Raw genomic sequence first — 17361 nt, forward strand, 5'->3', positions numbered from 1 at the left:
TGGGGCCGGCCGACGCCGGGCCCACCGGGCCCGGGTGCCAGGCGAGATCGGGCGGCGGCCGGCCCAGGTTCGAGGAGCTGCCGACGGCGTCGACCCGGGCGCGTAGCGGCCGCAGCGGGGCTCGGACCGGGCTCGACGTCGTGGTACCTGCCCGGCCCCGGGCGGTCATGGATGGGGTTCCGGGTGGCTCGCCCGGTGGCAGGCTGTCAGGAGGTGACAGCGCCCGAGCGGTTCAGGTCGGCCCGAGTCCGCAGGAACCCGAGGTACTTGGGGTCGTCCTCCTCGAAGATCTCGGGCCCGCCTCCCATGAAGGCCCTGATCAGCTCGTCCGCGGCGCGGTCGTGGTCGCCCAGCTCGAAGGCGGTCTGACCCAACCGTAGGTGGACGTACGGATTGCCGAGTCCGTCGGGGCACTGGACCGCGTTGTGGAAGCACTTGTAGGCCCTGTCGTGGACGCCCAGTCGGAAGTGCACGTCTCCGATCGCGACGTAGATCCAGGTCGCGGCCGCCCATGCGCGGTGGTCGCCCGGCAGCAGCCGAAGGGCTTCGAGGTAGCGCTGCTTGGCCTCGGCGAACTCTCCCAGTCCGACCAGCGCATCACCCTCCTGGCACAGGGCCCTGATCTCCGTACGAATCCCGTCGGGCAACTCCATGGCCGTCCCCCCGTCCTGAGGTGCTTTGCGCGCACCGGGCGCGTCACGTTCCTCGATGCTCCCGAACCCCGGGCCGTGATCGTGCCGGTGGGCTGCCGGGCCGCTGCCACGGCCGCCGCCGCTGCCGAAGGGCCCGCCGCCGCCGACGACGACACCGCTGGGCCACGAGTCACCGCCGTCACGACCGTGGTGACCACCGTCCATGCCGACCTCCTCCGTTCACGCGTCCGTCCGCACCGCAGGTGCAGGTGCAGGCGCAGGCGGTACGGACGGGCGGCACGGGCCTCAGCCCAGTTCCATCAGTATGTCGGCGCGGGCGTAGTAGTCGGCCACCGGGAGCCGGTCGCGGGTGATCCTGACGAACCCGGCGTCCTCGTAGAGGTGGACGGCGGGGGCCAGCCTGCTGTTGGTGCCGAGGAACAGCCTGGTCCCGCCGAGTTCGCGGGCCCGGTCGATCGCGGCGGCCACGAGCAGGCGGCCGATGCCACGCCCCTGCGCGTCGGGGTCCACGGCCATCTTCGCCAGCTCGAACACGGCGTCGGGGTGGGCCAGGAGCGCCACGCAGCCCACGACGGTTCCGCTGTCCGGCTCGCGGGCCAGGAGCACGTCGCCGCCCGGGTCGACGATGCGGCCGAACGGATCCCCGAGCACGGCTCGGTCCGCCTCCTCCAGGGTGAACAGTCGCGCGATCCACTCCTCGTTCAGCGTGCGGAACGCCTCGGCGTCGCTCGGCGAGGCGATCGAGGAGACCACGGGCGGGGTTGAGGCGTACGGCACGGGGCGGGTTCCTTCCCTGGACGGCACCACGTCAGCCTGCGGCCGTGCCCACCCAGGTGTCCAATACGTACGCCGGCCGCCATCCATAGGCTGGAGATATGGATCAGCGAATCGAGCTCCGGCACCTGCGGTACTTCCTGGCGCTGGCCGAGGAGTTGCACTTCGGTCGTGCCGCCCGGCTGCTGCACATCGCCCAGCCGGCCCTGTCCCAGCAGATCAGGCAGTTGGAGAGGATCGTCGGTGTCGAGCTGTTCCGGCGGACCTCCCGGAGCGTCCGCCTCACGGACGCCGGAGTGACGTTCCGGCCGCGGGCGAGGGACATCCTGGGCCGGCTGGCCGCCGATCTGGACGAGGCCGGCCGGGTCGGCCGCGGCGAGGCGGGCCGCCTGGACGTCGCCTTCATCACCTCCGCCACCGCGATCGTCAGTGAACGGCTCCGCGCCTTCTCGCTCCGCCGCCCGGACGTCCAGGTCAGGCTCCACGACGGCTTCACCGTCGACGTCCTGACAGCCCTGGAACGCGGCACGGCCGACATCGGGATCGTCCGGGACGCCGAGGAGCGCGACGACATCGACCTCGCGCTCCTGGCGACGGAACGGTTCGTCGCGGTCGTCCCCGCCGACCACCCCGCCGCGAGGGGGGAGCGGGTGCAACCGGCGGCGCTGGCCGCCGACCCCCTGATCCTCTTCCCGCGCTCGGCGGGGGCCCGCGCCTTCGACGTGAACACTCGGCCGATCCGGGACACTGGCAACGAGGTCCGGGTCGCGCAGGAGTGCTCGAACTGGCACACCATCACCATGCTGGTCGCCGCCGGCCTGGGCGTCACCATCGCCCCCCACGGCGTCACCACGCTGCTCCCCGAGGGTGCCCGGAGCCTCGAACTCGACGGGCCCTCCGCCGTGAGCCGGGTCTTCCTGGCCACCCGCCGAGGAGACGACCGCCCCCTCGTGCGGGCCTTCGTCGCGGTGTCCGAATCCGTGGCGGGCCGGGGTGAACGGTCGAACGACGGGGGAGCGTGGGCCCGTTGAGCGGTCCGGCTCCTCGGCCGCCGGAAGGCGCTGTCGCTGTCGCCGTCGCCGCGACCGGACGGCCGCCCGGCGGTGTCAGTGCCGCCTGCTTCGATGGCGGGGACAGACGGCGGCACCCTTCAGAGGAGACCTCGTGGGCACGTGGGGCAGTGGGAACTTCGAGAGCGACACGGCGCTGGACCACCTGTCGGTCCTCATCGACCGGCTCGTCACCGAGGTCGCCGAGGCGATGGCCGGCGATCCCGTCGAGCTCGAACCGGACGAGTACTGGGGCGTCGCCGTGCCGTGCAACCTGGAGCTGCTGCACGTCATGGCGCGGGCCGGCCACGGTGTCCACCAGCTGCCGGAAACCGACGTGATCACGGGCTGGAAGGCGGCGTTCATGGCCGTCTGGGAGCGGACCGTCGACGACCTGGAACCCTCCCCGGGCTACAAGGACGAACGCCGGTCGGTACTCAACCGCACGTTCGACCAGCTGGCCGAGGTCACCGCCGGGGTCGGGGCGGAGGAGTCCGGACGGTAGCGGAACGCCCGGCCGGCGCCGGCCGGGACACCGCGGCGGTCGACGGTCGGCTCGGTGAACCGCCGCGGGCTGCTCCGCGAGGGCGCGTCGGCGGGTGGGCGGGGCGCTCCGTGAACCGCCCCGCCCACCCGCCGTCCGTCCGATCGTCAGGCGCTCATGACCAGTGGCGGCTTCAGCCGTACGTCGGTGCTGCCCCGTGCGGTGTGCTGGTCGGCCCAGGTGAGCAGGGCGCTGCGGCAGGCGTGGTCGAGGTGGCGCAGTTCGCTCCAGTCGAGGTCGACCGCGCGGTCCGTCGGCAGCGACTCCAGCGTGTCCAGCAGGCGGGGCAGCCGCAGGAAGGTGGCGTTGCCGCTCAGCCGGACCTGCAGCGGTCGACCGTCACCGTCGTCGGTGAGATCGATGTGCAACCGGGAGGTCTGCCAGGCGCTCTTGGCGACGGCGAGGGCCACCCCGAGCAGTACGCCCTCGAAGAGGTTGGTGACGACGATCGCGCCGGCGGTGGCGGTCAGCACCACGACCTCGCCGCGGTGTGCCCGCCACAGGGCCGCGCCCTGCCGCAGCGGGATCAGCTTGCCGCCGGCGTGGATGAGGACGCCGCCGAGGACGGCGAGCGGGATCAGCCCCAGGACGGCGGGCAGCAGCGCGGCGAACAGCAGCAGCCAGACACCGTGCAGGACGCGGGAGGTCCTGGTCCGGGCGCCGGCCTGGACGTTGGCGGCGCTGCGGACGATCACGGCGGTCATCGGCAGCGCGCCGAGCAGCCCGCACAGGGCGTTGCCGACGCCCTGGGAGGTGAGCTCCCGGTCGTAGTCGGTGCGGCGTCCGTCGTGCATCTGGTCGACCGCGGCGGCGCTGAACAGGCTCTCGGCGGAGGCGATGACGGCGAACGCGAGCACGGTGCCGAGGCCCGCCGCGCTCGCGACGGCCCCGAAGCCGTCCGCGGTCGGGACGGCGACGGCGCCGAGCAGGCCGTCCACGTCCACCCTGGGGACGTCCAGGTCGAACAGCGCGGTCGCACCGGCGGCGAGGGCGACCGCCGCCAGCGGGGCGGGCACCGCGCGGACGGGGCCGGGCAGCTTCTTCCAGCACGTCAGCAGGGCCACCGTGGCGGCGGTCATGAGGACGGCGGTCATCGCGGCCCGGCCGGTCAGCCAGTCGCCGAGCAGCGCGGGGAGCCCGGCCACCTTGGCGGGGCCGGTGCCCGGCGCGGAGCGGCCCGAGACGGCGTACAGCTGGCCGAGGATCAGGATGAGGCCGATCCCGGCGAGCATGCCGTGGACGACCGACAGGGAGATCGCGCGGAACCAGCGGCCCATCCGCAGCAGGCCCATCGTGACCTGGAGGACCCCGGCGGCGAGGACGAGGGGCCCCAGGGAGGCGAGCCCGAACTGCTGGACGGCGTCGTAGACGAGAACGGTCAGTCCGGCGGCCGGCCCGCTGACCTGGAGGCTGCTGCCGGGGAGCAGGCCGACGACCAGGCCGCCGACGATGCCGGTGATCAGGCCGCGTTCGGCCGGCACGCCGGAGGCGACGGCGACGCCCACGCAGAGCGGGACGGCCACCAGGAAGACGACCAGCGAGGCGGGCAGGTCCTGGCGCCAGTGCGCGAAGGGGCCGCGCGGCGCGGACGCGGCGGAACGGTCGGAGCCGTCGGGAACCCGGTTGCGGCCACGGAGCCCGGAGCGGTCGGGGATGCGGTTGCGGTCGGGCGTGTTCACAGCGGCAGGAACCCCCGGTCCGAGCCGGCCAGGACGGTGCCGGTGTGTACCTCGTAGTACCAGCCGTGCAGGCGCAGGGTGCCCTCCGCCAGGCGGCGGGTCACGCCCGGGTAGGTGTGCAACCGGTCGAGCTGGGCGAGCACGTTGCGCTGCACCGGCCCCGCGACGTCCGCCTCCTGGTCGTGGGCCGGAACGGGGGTGAGGTGGCGGGTCGGCGGAGCGGCGTGTTCGAGCCAGGTCCGCACGGCGGGGACGGGGGCCAGGTCCTCGGCCCGGACGAGGGCACCGATGGCCCCGCAGTGGGAGTGCCCGCAGACGATGATGTCGGGGACCCGGAGGATGTCGACGGCGTACTCGATGGTGGCCGCCTCACCGCTGGGGGCGGTGGTGTCGTAGGCGGGGACGATGTTCCCGGCGGTGCGCAGCTCGAACAGCTGCCCGGGGCGTGATCCGGTGATCAGGGCCGGTACCACGCGGGAGTCGGAGCAGGTGATGAACAGGGCTTCGGGGGCCTGCCCGGCCGAGAGCCGGCCGAGGTCGTGGCCGCTGGTGGCGAGCCGGTGCGGGAAGACGCGGGCGTGCGTCACGAGGGACTGCATGAGAGGTCTCCTTCTGCCCGCCCGGGTGGTGCCGGGCGGGGAGCTGCTGTCGTGGGGCAGCGGCGGGCTGACGCGCGTGCGGCGGAGCGGTGCGCCGGTCCGGGCCGCGGATCGCCGGCCGAGGGCATGGCGGGGCCGCGCGTGCCCGTACCGGGCGCGCGCCGGATCGCGTGCGGGGAGCGTCAGCTCGCGGGAGCTGTCAGCAGCGGAACACCTGGAGGCGCGCGAGCGCGGCCGGTCTCGACCCGTTCGCTTCCGGTACCGGCCCGGTGGGCACCGTGGCGGGTGTGGCCGCGACGCCGGTGCCGACCGGGGCGAGGAGGGCCGTGCGGACGGCCGTGCCGCCGCACGCGCGGTGGCGGACCGCGGCCCGGCCGGTCAGGGCCTCCGCGGCGTGGTGGGCCTTGCAGGTCGGGTCCCCCTCGGCAGCCGCCGCGGGTTTCGGCAGCGGCTCGGCGGCGTACGCCTGGGCGCCGGTCCCGAGGACGGCGAACAGGGCCGAGACGAGCGCGGCGAAGAGAAGGGCGAGCCGCTTGCCGCGCGAGATGCGCCGTGCCGTCACCGCCGCCTCCCCTCAGGCCCGTTGCCGATCACCGTCGTCCCCCAGCGTACCGACGGTGTGTAACCACGACGTTAGCTCCGGGCTCCGCCGAGGTGAGATTTCCCCAACATCGCGTGAAGGTTCTGTCGGGGCCAATCGAGCCTCGTCCACAGGAATATGAGGATCCGTCATCAATCTTCGGAAGCCGCGGCCGATGCAGTGGCTGGCGGCGCCCGCCGAGGGAATCCGCTGGCCGGGCGGTGGACCCGCCGTCATGATGCGGACATGCGTACCTTCGAAGAGCTGATCGCCGAGGCGGAGTCCGTGTCCGTGGACGGCTGGGACTTCTCCTGGCTGGAGGGCCGGGCGACCGAGGAGCGGCCCTCCTGGGGCTACCAGCGGCTGCTGGCCGGGCGGCTGGGGGCGGCGACGGCGGCGCTGGACGTCCAGACCGGCGGGGGCGAGGTGCTCGCGGGCGCCGTACGGCTGGGCGGGCGGCCGCCCGTGCTCGCGGCCACCGAGTCCTGGCCGCCCAACCTGGCCCGCGCCACGCGGCTGCTGCACCCGCTGGGCGCGGTGGTGGTCGCGGACCCGGACGAGCCGCCGCTGCCGTTCGCCGACGGGGCCTTCGACCTGGTCAGCAGCCGGCACCCGGTGCGGGCCTGGTGGACGGAGATCGCCCGGGTGCTGCGCCCCGACGGTACGTACTTCGCCCAGCACGTCGGCCCGGCGTCGGTCTTCGAGCTGGTCGAGTACTTCCTCGGGCCGCAGCCGGAGGCACGGGAGGGCCGCCGCCCCGAGGTGGAGGGTGCCGAGGCGCGGGCGGCCGGGCTGGAGGTGGTGGACCTGCGGTCCGAGCGGCTGCGGACGGAGTCCCGGGACATCGGCGCGGTGGTGTACTTCCTGCGCAAGGTGGTCTGGATGGTCCCGGGCTTCACCGTCGAGGCCCACCGGGACCGGCTGCGCGAGCTGGACGGGCGGATCCGCGCCGACGGGCCGTTCGTCGCCCACTCGGCGCGCTTCCTGATCGAGGCGCGCAAGCCGTAGCCGGGCCGGCCCGCCCGCCGGGAGGAAGCCAGGCGGGCGGGTAGCGGTCCTCAGGACTGCGTGACCAGGTCCAGGTAGGTGTCGTGCCAGAGGTCCTCGTCGCCGTCCGGGAGGAGGAGCACGCGGTCCGGCCGGAGCGCCTCGATGGCGTCCGTGTCGTGGGTGACCATCACGATCGCGCCGGGGTAGCCGCCGACCGCGGCCAGGACCTCCGTGCGGGAGGCCGGGTCGAGGTTGTTGGTCGGCTCGTCGAGCAGCAGCACGTTGGCGCCGGAGTGCACCAGGGCGGCCAGGGCGAGCCGGGTCTTCTCGCCGCCGGACAGCACCCCGGCCGGCTTGTCGGCGTCGTCGCCGCGGAAGAGGAACGCACCGAGCACGTGCCGCAGTTCGCCGTCGGTCAGGCCGGGCGCGGCCGCGGCGAGGTTGTCGCGCACGCTGAGCGCCGGGTCGAGGGTGTCGTGCTCCTGGGCGAAGTAGCCGAGCCGCAGGCCGGTGCCGGGGACGACGCGGCCGGCGTCCGGGGCCTCCCGGCCGGCCAGGACGCGCAGCAGGGTGGTCTTGCCGGCTCCGTTCGGGCCGAGCACGACCAGCCGGCTGCCGCGGTCCACGGCGAGGTCCAGGCCGGTCAGCACCGGCCGGCCGCCGTAGGACTTGGCGAGGCTGATCGCGCCCAGCGGCATCCGGCCGCACGGGGCGGGCTCGGGCAGCCGGATCCGGGCGGTGCGTTCGGCCTGCCGGACGGGTTCGAGCTCGGCGAGCATCCGGTCGGCCCGGCGGGCCATGCTGCGGGCGGTGGTCGCGGTGGCGACGTTGGCCCGCATCCGGTCGGCCTGGGTGTGCAGGGCGGCGGCCTTGCGCTCGGCGTTGGCGCGCTCCCGGGTGCGGCGGCGCTCGTCGGCGGCGCGCTGGTTCAGGTAGGTCTGCCAGCCGGTGTTGTGGACGTCGATCGTGGCGCGCTGCGGGTCCAGGTGGAAGACCCGGTTGACGGTCTCCTCGAGCAGTCCGAGGTCGTGGCTGATCAGGACCAGTCCGCCGCGGTGGGTGGCGAGGAAGCCGCGCAGCCAGGCGACGGAGTCGGCGTCCAGGTGGTTGGTCGGCTCGTCCAGCAGCAGGGTGCCGTGGTCGGCGAACAGGATGCGGGCCAGTTCGACCCGGCGGCGCTGACCGCCGGAGAGCGTGCCGACGGGGGAGTCCATCACCCGGGTGGGCAGGCCGATCCCGGCCGCGATCCGGGCCGCCTCGGCCTCGGCGGCGTAGCCGCCCCGGGACTGGAACCCGGCCTCGGCCCGGACGTACGCGTCCATCGCCCGGCGCTCCTCGGCGGGCGACCCGGCCCGGGCCATCGCGGCCTCGGCGGCGCGCACGGCGCGGACGGCGGCGTCCAGGCCGCGGGCGGACAGGACGCGGTCGGTGACGGTGGCCGACGGGTCGGCGGCGCGGGAGTCCTGCGGGAGGTAGCCGACGGCCCCGGTCCGGGTGACCGTGCCGGCGGCGGGCGCGAGCTGCCCGGCCAGGGTGGCGAGCAGGGTGGTCTTGCCGGCGCCGTTGCGGCCGACCAGGCCGATCCGGTCGCCGGGGGCGATGTGCAGGGTGACGTCGGACAGCAGCAGGCGGGCGCCGACGCGCACGTCGACACCACGGGTGGTGATCATGGGATAACGCTCCGAAAAAGCTTGCGGACACACGGGTGGCGTGGAAGTGGGTCCGCGAGCTAGGAGATTCGGGGCGTAGACATGTCGGGCAGGCTAGCGGGCGGGCGGAGCGGGCGCATCCGAATTAACCGGGCGACGAAGCGGACGGCTCGGAGCGGGGCGGCAGGGTTGCGGATACCCGGTTTCGGCCACCCCGCCGGGCCGATGGCGCACGAGGCCGCCTTGTCGTGATCACGCCGCACTCGCTTGCATGTCCGCATGCCCCGACGCGATCTCGTACTCCTGACCGATCACAGCTCGACCGAAGGCAGTCGGCAGGTGCTCGCCGCCGCCGCCCGGACGCTGACCGGCCGGGAACCCGTACAGCTGGACGCCCGGCACTTCCTGACCGGCGGCAGCGGCCAGATCGAGGCCGACGACGCGGGCGGGCTCCGACTGGAGGCGGGCGGCCGGACGGTGACCGCCGAGACGGTGATCGTCTACGAGATCCCGCCGCACCGGCGCCGCGCGTTCGAGGACTTCCAGCGGCGGCTGCGCGGATTCGGCGCCCGCTCGCTCGGCACCGACGCCCAGGCGTGGCGGTCGGCCACCGAGAAGGACCTCACCGTCGCCCGCTTCGTCCGGGACGGCGTGCCGCACATGCCCAGCATCGCGCTCCGCGAGCCGAGCCCGGAGGCCGCCGCCGAGGCCTTCGCGGAACTCGGCGGCGACGTCTGGGCCCGGCCCTGCGTCGGGATGGGCGGCGACGACGTCTTCCACGTCACGACCCGCGCCCAGCTCGACGCCGCCGCGCGGCACTACGCGCGGGCGCCCTGGCTGCTCGCCCGTGACGCCCGCAACATCCTCCCGGACGGGCGCCGCCACCAGTACCGGGTGGTGGTGCTGCACGGGCGCGTGGTCCGGGTGGTCGAGCACGTCCAGGCGGACCCGGACGCGCCCTGCAACGAGAGCCGGGGGGCCGTCTCCACCGTGCTCGACTACGCCGAACTGCCGGACGGGCTCGCGGAGTCGGCCGTCGCGGCGGCCGCCTCCCTGGGGCTCGACCTGGCCGGGGTGGACCTCGCGGCCGAGAGCGGCGGTGTGGTCTTCGAGGTCAACGTCCACCCCGCCTTCGGCCTGCGCGGCCTGGAGCAGGTGGCGCTGCCGTACGTCGCCGCGCACCTCGGGGCGTAGCGCTCCGGAGCGCCGCGCCGGCGCCGCGCCCCCCAAGCCCGGAGCGCCGCGCCGGCCCCTCGTCCCCGTGCCCCCTCAGGCCCGCAGGACCGCCGCGAGCACCGACGGCCGGAACAGCAGCGACGGCGGCTCCACCAGCGACATCACCTCGTGGAACGCCGCGGTGACCGCCGGGTCCCGGGTGCTGGCGGCCAGCACCTTGTCGAAGAACCGGTGCTGGAGCCCGACCAGGGCCCCGGAGGGCGCGCCGGCGGTGGCGCGGAAGCGGGCGTCCTCGGCGCAGGAGATCATCCACGGCACCGCGGAGGCCGCGGCGACGGCGCGCCGCGCGGCCCGGGCCGCGGCGTGCCCGATGCCGCCGTGCCGCTTCGCGGAGCGGCGCAGCTCCCGGGCGCAGAACAGGGCGACGGTGACGCCCTGCCCGTACACCGGGTTGAAGGTGCTCGCGGCGTCGCCGACCACCACCAGCCCGTCCGGGCCGCCGCGCTCGTAGTGCCGGCGCACGCCCGGGCCGGGGAGGAACCCCCGGACCTCGCCCGCCGGTTCGGCACCCTGCAGCACCTCGTGCAGGAGGGGGTCGCGCAGCTGCCCCAGGTGCTCGGTGAACCCCTCCGGGCCGGCCGCCGGTTCGGCGCCGCGCATCCCGGCGAGGCTGACGATCCAGCGGTCGCCCTCGACCGGCAGCAGGACGCCCATCCGCTGCGCGTCCGGGGCCTTGGTCTGGAGGTAGACCGCCTGGTCGCCGAGGTCGGACCCGGCCGGGCGGTGGAAGATCCGGGAGGCGTACGCGACGCCCGCGTCCACCCGCTCCTCGGGTACCGGCGGGCAGCCCAGTTCGGCCAGCCACTTCGGCACCGAGGTCGAGCGCCCGGCCGCGTCCACCACCAACTCGGCCGGTATCTCCCGGACCTCGCCGCGCTCCGGGCCGCGCTCGCGGACCTTCACCCCGGTCACCGCCGTCGCCGAGCCGAGCAGCCCGACCACGTCCGTCCCCTCCAGGAACTCGATCGCGGGGTGGGCGCGGACCCGGTCCAGCACGAACGCGTCGAGCAGCGGCCGGGTGCAGGAGAGGAAGGCCATCTGCGCCGGGTACTCGGCCAGCCACCCCGCGGAGCACAGCCACCTGACGTCCGAGGCGGCCACCCGCTGCGCGCCCGCGTCCATCAGCTGCTGCTTGATGCCGGGCATCATCTCGTCCAGCAGCCGGTGCCCGGCCTCCAGCATCAGGTGGGCGTGCCGGCCCTGCGGCACCCCGGCCCGGAACTCCGTCCCCGCGGGGTACCGGTCGCGCTCCACCACGACGATCCGCTCGGCGATCCCGCGCAGCGCCCAGGCGGCCGCCAGCCCCGCGAGTCCGCCGCCGACCACCACCGCCGTACCCCGCCCCGGGGCCTTCTTCGAAGAAGTCATGACACGTAGCGTAGTGGCGTGGTCGCCGATTCGTGACGGCTTCGCTGTGGACGAACAACCCTGCCCGGCGGGGTCGTTGAGAGGGAGCGGGGCCGGCGCCGGGTGGTCCGTGGAACACCGGTGCGGGCGGTGGACGCGTGCCCGGCCCGGGCCCCCGGTCGGAGGCCGGGGCGTACGGGTACTAGACTCGGCGGGGTTGTGCTGGCGCCCCTCCCGGTGCGTGAGCGCGCGGAGCCGAGGAGGTGAGAGCCGTGGAGTGCAGTAGTACGGGTCGAAGTCGGCCCCGCCCCCGGTTGTCCCGCACCACTCGCAGCCCCCGGCACACCTCCTCCCGTACGGCTCCCGCGCGGCACTGACCTCGTCCTCCCGGCGAGGCGCCGCCGGTCGCGCCGTGCGCGTGGCGGCCGGCCGGGCGCCTCCGGTCCGCCGTGTTCCCGTACGGCGGCCGGGCATCCCCCGTGGAGGTCTCCGCCATGTCCGACTGGCGTGTGCGCGCCGTGCGCGCGAGCAAGCGTCCGTTCTCCCGTTCCGTCGTCCGGCCCTCGGACACCCAGCCGGCGCCCGAGCACTCGATGGACCCGCGCCCCGACCAGCCCGTCGAACCGGTGACGCTGGAGCGTTCCGTCGTGGACGCGGCGGTCTACCGCGACGGCCGCCGGATAGACGCGCCCACCGACCTCGCCGACATCTACCGCACGCTGCCCGACCGGCCCGGCACGATGGCCTGGATCGGCCTGTTCCGTCCGGCCGAGGCGCAGCTGCTGGAGGCCGCCGACCGGTTCGACCTGCACGAGCTGGCCGTCGAGGACGCCATCGTCGCCCACCAGCGGCCGAAGCTGGAGCGCTACGGCGACACCCTGTTCGTCGTGCTGCGCGCCGCCCGCTACCTGGACGAGGCGGAGGAGGTCGACTTCGGCGAGATCCACCTCTTCGTCGGTCCCGACTTCGTGCTCACCGTCCGGCACTCCCAGGCCCCGGACCTGTCGGCGGTGCGCCGCCGCCTGGAGGACGACCCGGAGCTGCTGGCGCTCGGCCCCGAGGCGGTGCTGTACGCGGTGCTGGACGCCGTGGTGGACGGCTACGCGCCGGTGATCGCCGGCCTCCAGCACGACATCGACGAGATCGAGACCGAGGTGTTCGGGGGCGATCCGCAGGTCTCCCGCCGCATCTACGAGCTGTCCCGCGAGGTGATCGAGTTCCAGCGGGCCACCCGCCCGCTGCTGGAGATCATGAAGAGCCTGGAGGCGGGCTTCGGCAAGTACGGCACCGACGAGGAGCTCCAGCGCTACCTGCGCGACGTCGCCGACCACGCCACCTACGCCGCCGAGCGGGTGGACGGCTTCCGGCAGATGCTCCAGAACATCCTGACCGTCAACGCGACGCTGGTCTCGCAGCGGCAGAACGAGGAGATGAAGCAGCTCGCCGAGGCGGGGCACGTGCAGAACGACGAGATCAAGAAGATCTCCTCCTGGGCGGCCATCCTCTTCGCGCCGACCCTGATCGGCACGGTGTACGGGATGAACTTCGAGACGATGCCGGAGCTCCAGTGGGCCTTCGGCTACCCGTTCGCGATCGGGTTGATGGCACTGGTGTGCACCGGGCTGTACCTGGTGTTCAAGAAGCGGAACTGGCTGTAGGCCGGAGCTCCGGACCTCCGCGGGGGTGGCTGCGTCAGGGATTCGTCAGGGCGTCGGCGCGGCGCTTGCCCGGGTGGGCGAGCGTCGGTTGGATGAGGAGCATGAACCGCCCGGTACGCCATCACGACCGTCCGCCGCATAGGCGGCCGACGGTCCGCGCTGCCGTGGCCGTCATCGCCGTGCGCTGATCCGCGCCTCCCCGCCGGAGGGCACGGTGCGCGCCGTACCCCGTCCCGGCGCCGTCGCGGCGCGGGCGGGGGCGGGCGCGCGCGGGCCTCGCCCGGGGGCCGTCGCGATCCGTAGAAGGCGTTCGGCGTTCCTCTTCTCCTCATTCCATCGGGCCAGTTGAGCCCGCACCTCCGGTCCGGTCAGGGCCGGCGGTGCCACGCACCCTGGGAACGGTCATGTCCGACTCCGTCCTGTCCATCTCCGCCGTGTCCGAAATGTCCGGCGCTGCGTTGTCCGGCCGCACCGCCCTGGTCACCGGGGCCTCCTCCGGGATCGGCTGGGAGACCGCCCGGCTGCTCGCCGGGCTGGGCGCGACCGTGCTGGTGCACGCCAGGACCGCCGCCGAGGCCGAGGCGGCCGTCGGGCGCCTGGTCGCCGCGGGCGCCCGGCGGGACCAACTCGTTGAACTGGCGGCCGACTTCACCCACCTCGCGGAGATCGCCGTGCTGGCCGGCACGGTCGTCAAGCACTACCCGGCGCTGGACCTGCTGGTGAACAACGCCGCGGCGATGGCACCCGAGCGCTGCACCCTCACCGAGGACGGCAACGAGGTCTCGCTCCAGGTCAACTTCCTGGCCGCGCACCTGCTGGCGCGGCTGCTGCGGGCACCGCTCTCGGCGGCCGGCGACGCCCGGATCGTCAACGTCTCCTCCTCGCTGCACCGCACCGCCTCGATGAACTGGTCGGACCCGCACCGGACGAAGCGGTACTCGCGGGTCGCCGCGTACGCGCAGTCGCAGCTCGCGCTCACCATGGCGACCGCCGAGATGGCTCCGGCCGGCTCCGGCATCACCGCCGTCAGCCTCAACCCGGGCCAGTGCGCCACCGCGCTGCTGCCGCTGTACGGGCGTACGGGCGCGCCGGCCGCGGAGGGGGCGGCGGCCGTGGTCCGGCTCTGCCTGCCGGGCGTGGCGGTCGCCAACGGCGCCTACTACGACGGCGGTTCGGTCGCGCAGACGGCGCTGGTCGCCCAGGAGGAGCGTTCGTTGAAGCGGCTGGCGAGGCTTGCCGACCAGCTGGTCGGCCGGGCGGCCTGAACCGGGCCGACCCGACGCCCACGAGGAGGACCGCCGTGTCCGAGCGCGCCCGTAAGAAGAGGGTCCGTCGGAAGAAGACGGCGAACCGCGGCGGTAGGGCCGGCCAGGGCTGAGCCGCCCGGCCCTCGCCGGAGGGTGACGGCTGCCGGGCACCGGGAGGGCGCGCCAAGAGCGCGTCAAGAACGGTGCCCGGCGGCGTCAAGGAGCCGTCAGGGAGCACCTCGTCGCCGGTGACGCGGCACTAGCGTCGCGCGGCGGAAGTGGAGAAACGGTTCTGCGTTTCGGTTCCGGCCGGGGCGTCGGCAGACCGTGCGACGGGGGAAGGGACGGGTGGTCATGACGACCTCCATGGAGCACCGGGCGAGCGCCCCGCGGGAGGACGACCCTGCCGGGGAGGGCCGCGCCGGGGAAGGCCGGGGCCGGGAGGAACGGGCCGAGGAGGGCCGCGCCGGGAAGGCGCCGGGCGCCCCGGCCCGCCTGGGCCGGGCCGTCCGCAGGACGGGCAGCCGGTCCTACTGGACCACCCCGCGCCTGGTCCGCGGCCTCACCGCACTGAGCCTGGCCGCCCTGCTCGCCCTCGGCGCCACCGCCGTGCTCGGCGGAGCCCGCGACGGCACCGACACCATCGGCCACCGGGCCGCCCCGCAGGCCACCCGCGCCGCCGACCTCTACTTCGCGCTCAGCGACATGGACGCCCAGGCCGCCAACCTGCTGCTGGTCGGCGCCGACCCCGACTACACCGCGCTGCGCCGGCAGACCCTGGACGCCTACGAGCAGCGCCGCGCCCAGGCCGACGACGACCTCCAGCGGGCCGCCCAGGCCGCCGCCGACGATCCGGCCGGGCAGCGCGCCGTCCAGCTGGTGCTCGGCCGACTGGGCGGCTACGAGGCCCTGGTGGCCCAGGCCCGGCTGCTGGAGGAGCAGGCCAAGGCACCGGCCGGACAACCCTCCCCGGCCGCCCTGGACACCTACCGGCAGGCCACCGACCTGCTGCGCCAACAGCTGCTGCCCGCCGCAGACCAGGTCACCGCCGCCAACGAGGCCACCGTCGAGCAGGTGTACTCCGGGCAGCGCCGGGCGCTCGGCGGCGGCTGGTGGTGGCTGCTCGCCGTCGGCCTGCTCGCGCTGGTCGCGCTGCTGGGCCTCCAGCGCGCCCTCGCCGTGCGCTACCGGCGGGTCCTCAGCCCGGCGTTGGCCGCCGTCACCGTGCTGACCGGCGTGGCGCTGGTGACCGCGCTCGCCCTGGCGGGCCGTGCGGACGACCGCCTGGTGACGGCCAAGAGCAACGCCTACGACTCGGTGATCGCGCTCAGCCGGGCCCGCGCCGTGGCGTACGACATGAACGTCGACGAGAGCCGCTACCTCACCGACCCGAGCCGTGCCGCCGCCTACGAGCAGGGCTTCCTCGACAAGGCGCAGGCGATCGTCCGCCTCGACGGGGCGGCACTGCCGGACTACGGCGCCCGGCTGGCCGACGCCGCCGCCCGGCACCGCGCGGACCGTACGGTGGTCCCCTTCGGCGGCTACCTGGGGAGCGAGCTGCACAACATCACCTTCGCGGGCGAGCAGGACGCCGCTGAGCGGGTGCTGGACGCCTTCCAGCAGTACCAGCGGACCGACCGCGGGATCCGCGAGCTGCGCGACGCCGGGAGGCTGAAGGAAGCGGTCACGCTCAACACCGGGCTGTCGAAGGGCCAGTCCGACTACGACTTCGGGCAGTTGGGCACCGCGATCGGGGACACCATCGCGATCAACGCGGGTGCGATGGACCGGGCGGTCGCCGCGACCGACGACGACCTCGACGGCACCACGGCGGCGCTGGCCGGCGGGGCGCTGGTGCTGGCGCTCGGCCTCACCGCGTTCGGGGTGCGGGCCAGGCTGCGCGAGTACCGGTAGCGGGCCGCGCTTCCCGCCCCCGTTGCTCACCGTTGCTCACTGCTCGGTGACAACTCGGCCTCGGTCCAAGGACGTTCGGTGCCGCCACGGGGCGGGCGGGGGAGTCTCCCCGGCGACGGGGAGGAGGCCCGGATGCGGGCGATCGCGGGGATGATGACGGCGGCCGTGGCGGCCGGGCTGCTGTTGGGCGGGGCGGTGGGCCTGGTGCTGTTCGTCGTCACGGACTGGTCCGAGCCGATCGTGCGGTCGCTGTACGAGCAGGGGCCGTTCTTCTGGTTCCTCGGCACGCCGTAGCTGTTCGAACCCGTAGGCCTCAGCCGGGCAGCAGCCGCTGGTACTCGGCCTCCGGGTCCAGCTGGCGCCGGTACTCGACGTGCAGCCGGACGGTGCCGTCCGCTCCGGCCAGGCGGTCGAGCGGGCCCTGCCAGGCCGGCAGCGGGCGGGGCCGCGGCCACTGCTGGGCGAGGACGGCCAGCGGGGTGCCGTCGGCGGCGCGCACCACCCAGGTGGCGAGGCCGCCGCCGATCAGCGGGAGCCGGGGCCGGGGGAGCCCGAGGGCGGTGAGCGCCGCCGGGGCGTCCAGGCCGTCGGGGAGCGTGGCGGCCCCGGCGTGCGGGGCGTCGGCGTCGTCGCCGGCCGCGACGCTGTCCCGGGTGAGGTGGATGCGCATGACGCGAGGATAGGCGCCGGGGCCGTGGACGCGCCCCGGGGGCGTGACCCGCAGGGGTGGCGGAGGGGTCCTCACCCGTGTGCCGGATTGACAAGGGTCCTTGCCGTACCGGCAAATGGCAGGCATGGCCGACGAAGAGTTCGAGAACGTCCTCACCACGGTGGGCCCGCGGCTGCGGGCGCTGCGCAGGGAGCGCGGCACCACGCTCGCCAAACTGGCGGCCGCCACCGGCATTTCGCTCAGCACGCTGTCCCGGCTGGAGTCCGGGCAGCGCAAGCCGACGCTGGAGCTGCTGCTGCCGCTGGCCCGGGAGTACCGGGTGCCGCTGGACGAACTGGTCGGCGCCCCGGCCACCGGAGACCCGCGGATCCACCCGCGCCCGGTGACCAGGAACGGCCAGACCATCGTCCCGCTCACCCGCCACCTGGGAGGCCTGCACGCCTACAAGCACATCGTGCCGCCGGGCCGGAACGCCGGGCCGGACCTGGAGCTGAAGGTCCACGAGGGGTACGAGTGGCTGTACGTGCTGTCCGGGCGGCTGCGGCTGGTGCTCGGCACCCACGACCTGGTGCTGGCGGCCGGTGAGGCCGCCGAGTTCGACACCCGCACCCCGCACGCCTTCGGCAACGCGGGCCCGCAGCCGGTGGAGTTCCTCAGCCTGTTCGGTCCGCAGGGCGAGCGCATCCACGTCAGGGCGCGCCCGGGAACCTCTGTTCGGTAGGTTCGTTCCTGACAGGGGGTCTTCCTACCGGCTCCCGCCAGGCCGTCGGAG

17 protein-coding genes are annotated in these 17361 nt (G+C 74.7%); 9 read left to right on the forward strand and 8 right to left on the reverse strand.

Annotated features, from left to right (window positions below; translation table 11 throughout):
* Positions 1-206: 206 nt before the first annotated feature.
* Positions 207-653 carry a tetratricopeptide repeat protein gene (locus ACWDCZ_RS02120; RefSeq protein WP_449814995.1) on the reverse strand — a complete coding sequence of 149 codons (447 nt, stop codon included), beginning with the start codon at positions 651-653 and terminating at the stop codon, positions 207-209.
* A gap of 285 nt (positions 654-938) precedes the next feature.
* On the reverse strand, positions 939-1430 hold the full coding sequence (locus ACWDCZ_RS02125; RefSeq protein WP_074004827.1) for a GNAT family N-acetyltransferase: 492 nt from the start codon (positions 1428-1430) through the stop codon (positions 939-941).
* Between the two features lie 98 nt (positions 1431-1528).
* Here ACWDCZ_RS02125 and ACWDCZ_RS02130 point away from each other — a divergent pair, with 98 nt between their 5' ends.
* Positions 1529-2458 carry a LysR family transcriptional regulator gene (locus tag ACWDCZ_RS02130; RefSeq protein ID WP_449814996.1) on the forward strand — a complete coding sequence of 310 codons (930 nt, stop codon included), beginning with the start codon at positions 1529-1531 and terminating at the stop codon, positions 2456-2458.
* Between the two features lie 133 nt (positions 2459-2591).
* Positions 2592-2981 carry a hypothetical protein gene (locus tag ACWDCZ_RS02135; protein ID WP_049653418.1) on the forward strand — a complete coding sequence of 130 codons (390 nt, stop codon included), beginning with the start codon at positions 2592-2594 and terminating at the stop codon, positions 2979-2981.
* Between the two features lie 146 nt (positions 2982-3127).
* On the opposite strand, the gene ACWDCZ_RS02140 is transcribed toward ACWDCZ_RS02135, so the two are convergent.
* From ACWDCZ_RS02140 to ACWDCZ_RS02150, 3 genes are all read right to left on the reverse strand, one after another.
* Positions 3128-4699: a SulP family inorganic anion transporter gene (locus ACWDCZ_RS02140; protein ID WP_449814997.1), complete on the reverse strand. Its 1572-nt coding sequence runs from the start codon at positions 4697-4699 to the stop codon at positions 3128-3130.
* Positions 4696-5298, reverse strand: a complete 603-nt coding sequence (locus tag ACWDCZ_RS02145) for a carbonic anhydrase (protein ID WP_449811533.1) — start codon at positions 5296-5298, stop codon at positions 4696-4698. The genes ACWDCZ_RS02140 and ACWDCZ_RS02145 overlap by 4 nt, the downstream gene beginning before the upstream one ends.
* 199 nt (positions 5299-5497) lie before the next feature.
* Positions 5498-5860, reverse strand: coding sequence for a hypothetical protein (locus ACWDCZ_RS02150; RefSeq protein WP_049653423.1), 363 nt, complete (start codon positions 5858-5860; stop codon positions 5498-5500).
* A gap of 264 nt (positions 5861-6124) precedes the next feature.
* On the opposite strand from ACWDCZ_RS02150, the gene ACWDCZ_RS02155 reads away from it, so the two are divergent.
* Positions 6125-6886, forward strand: coding sequence for a class I SAM-dependent methyltransferase (locus ACWDCZ_RS02155; RefSeq protein WP_449814998.1), 762 nt, complete (start codon positions 6125-6127; stop codon positions 6884-6886).
* A 50-nt stretch (positions 6887-6936) separates the two neighbouring features.
* Here the strand turns inward: ACWDCZ_RS02155 and ACWDCZ_RS02160 are convergent, their stop codons facing one another.
* On the reverse strand, positions 6937-8538 hold the full coding sequence (locus tag ACWDCZ_RS02160) for an ABC-F family ATP-binding cassette domain-containing protein (protein ID WP_449814999.1): 1602 nt from the start codon (positions 8536-8538) through the stop codon (positions 6937-6939).
* A 258-nt stretch (positions 8539-8796) separates the two neighbouring features.
* On the opposite strand from ACWDCZ_RS02160, the gene ACWDCZ_RS02165 reads away from it, so the two are divergent.
* Positions 8797-9711, forward strand: coding sequence for an ATP-grasp domain-containing protein (locus ACWDCZ_RS02165; protein ID WP_449815000.1), 915 nt, complete (start codon positions 8797-8799; stop codon positions 9709-9711).
* A 75-nt stretch (positions 9712-9786) separates the two neighbouring features.
* Here ACWDCZ_RS02165 and ACWDCZ_RS02170 read toward each other — a convergent pair whose 3' ends face one another.
* On the reverse strand, positions 9787-11121 hold the full coding sequence (locus ACWDCZ_RS02170; protein ID WP_049654604.1) for an NAD(P)/FAD-dependent oxidoreductase: 1335 nt from the start codon (positions 11119-11121) through the stop codon (positions 9787-9789).
* A 473-nt stretch (positions 11122-11594) separates the two neighbouring features.
* Between ACWDCZ_RS02170 and ACWDCZ_RS02175 the strand changes: the two genes are divergently transcribed.
* The 4 genes from ACWDCZ_RS02175 (at position 11595) to ACWDCZ_RS02190 (ending at position 16213) form a co-directional block, all read left to right on the forward strand.
* Positions 11595-12758: a magnesium and cobalt transport protein CorA gene (locus ACWDCZ_RS02175; RefSeq protein WP_049654602.1), complete on the forward strand. Its 1164-nt coding sequence runs from the start codon at positions 11595-11597 to the stop codon at positions 12756-12758.
* Positions 12759-13162: 404 nt separating this feature from the next.
* On the forward strand, positions 13163-14023 hold the full coding sequence (locus tag ACWDCZ_RS02180) for an SDR family NAD(P)-dependent oxidoreductase (RefSeq protein WP_449815001.1): 861 nt from the start codon (positions 13163-13165) through the stop codon (positions 14021-14023).
* Positions 14024-14359: 336 nt separating this feature from the next.
* Positions 14360-15919, forward strand: coding sequence for a hypothetical protein (locus ACWDCZ_RS02185; RefSeq protein WP_449815002.1), 1560 nt, complete (start codon positions 14360-14362; stop codon positions 15917-15919).
* Positions 15920-16051: 132 nt separating this feature from the next.
* Positions 16052-16213: a hypothetical protein gene (locus ACWDCZ_RS02190; RefSeq protein WP_158077757.1), complete on the forward strand. Its 162-nt coding sequence runs from the start codon at positions 16052-16054 to the stop codon at positions 16211-16213.
* Between the two features lie 19 nt (positions 16214-16232).
* Here the strand turns inward: ACWDCZ_RS02190 and ACWDCZ_RS02195 are convergent, their stop codons facing one another.
* The gene (locus tag ACWDCZ_RS02195) at positions 16233-16589 is read right to left on the reverse strand and encodes a hypothetical protein (RefSeq protein ID WP_449815003.1); all 357 of its coding nucleotides are present in this window, start codon (positions 16587-16589) and stop codon (positions 16233-16235) included.
* A 124-nt stretch (positions 16590-16713) separates the two neighbouring features.
* On the opposite strand from ACWDCZ_RS02195, the gene ACWDCZ_RS02200 reads away from it, so the two are divergent.
* Positions 16714-17310: a helix-turn-helix domain-containing protein gene (locus tag ACWDCZ_RS02200; protein WP_049654612.1), complete on the forward strand. Its 597-nt coding sequence runs from the start codon at positions 16714-16716 to the stop codon at positions 17308-17310.
* Positions 17311-17361: the final 51 nt, after the last annotated feature.

The sequence above is a fragment of the Kitasatospora sp. NPDC001225 genome (assembly GCF_053597855.1).

Bases quoted from the DNA above. Each gene is read 5' to 3' on its own strand.
- ACWDCZ_RS02120 (WP_449814995.1), bottom strand. From the start codon at position 653: ATGGAGTTGCCCGACGGGATTCGTACGGAGATCAGGGCCCTGTGCCAG.
- ACWDCZ_RS02130 (WP_449814996.1), top strand. From the start codon at position 1,529: ATGGATCAGCGAATCGAGCTCCGGCACCTGCGGTACTTCCTGGCGCTG.
- ACWDCZ_RS02145 (WP_449811533.1), bottom strand. From the start codon at position 5,298: ATGCAGTCCCTCGTGACGCACGCCCGCGTCTTCCCGCACCGGCTCGCC.
- ACWDCZ_RS02155 (WP_449814998.1), top strand. From the start codon at position 6,125: ATGCGTACCTTCGAAGAGCTGATCGCCGAGGCGGAGTCCGTGTCCGTG.
- ACWDCZ_RS02160 (WP_449814999.1), bottom strand. From the start codon at position 8,538: ATGATCACCACCCGTGGTGTCGACGTGCGCGTCGGCGCCCGCCTGCTG.
- ACWDCZ_RS02165 (WP_449815000.1), top strand. From the start codon at position 8,797: ATGCCCCGACGCGATCTCGTACTCCTGACCGATCACAGCTCGACCGAA.
- ACWDCZ_RS02170 (WP_049654604.1), bottom strand. From the start codon at position 11,121: ATGACTTCTTCGAAGAAGGCCCCGGGGCGGGGTACGGCGGTGGTGGTC.
- ACWDCZ_RS02175 (WP_049654602.1), top strand. From the start codon at position 11,595: ATGTCCGACTGGCGTGTGCGCGCCGTGCGCGCGAGCAAGCGTCCGTTC.
- ACWDCZ_RS02180 (WP_449815001.1), top strand. From the start codon at position 13,163: ATGTCCGACTCCGTCCTGTCCATCTCCGCCGTGTCCGAAATGTCCGGC.
- ACWDCZ_RS02185 (WP_449815002.1), top strand. From the start codon at position 14,360: ATGACGACCTCCATGGAGCACCGGGCGAGCGCCCCGCGGGAGGACGAC.
- ACWDCZ_RS02190 (WP_158077757.1), top strand. From the start codon at position 16,052: ATGCGGGCGATCGCGGGGATGATGACGGCGGCCGTGGCGGCCGGGCTG.
- ACWDCZ_RS02195 (WP_449815003.1), bottom strand. From the start codon at position 16,589: ATGCGCATCCACCTCACCCGGGACAGCGTCGCGGCCGGCGACGACGCC.
- ACWDCZ_RS02200 (WP_049654612.1), top strand. From the start codon at position 16,714: ATGGCCGACGAAGAGTTCGAGAACGTCCTCACCACGGTGGGCCCGCGG.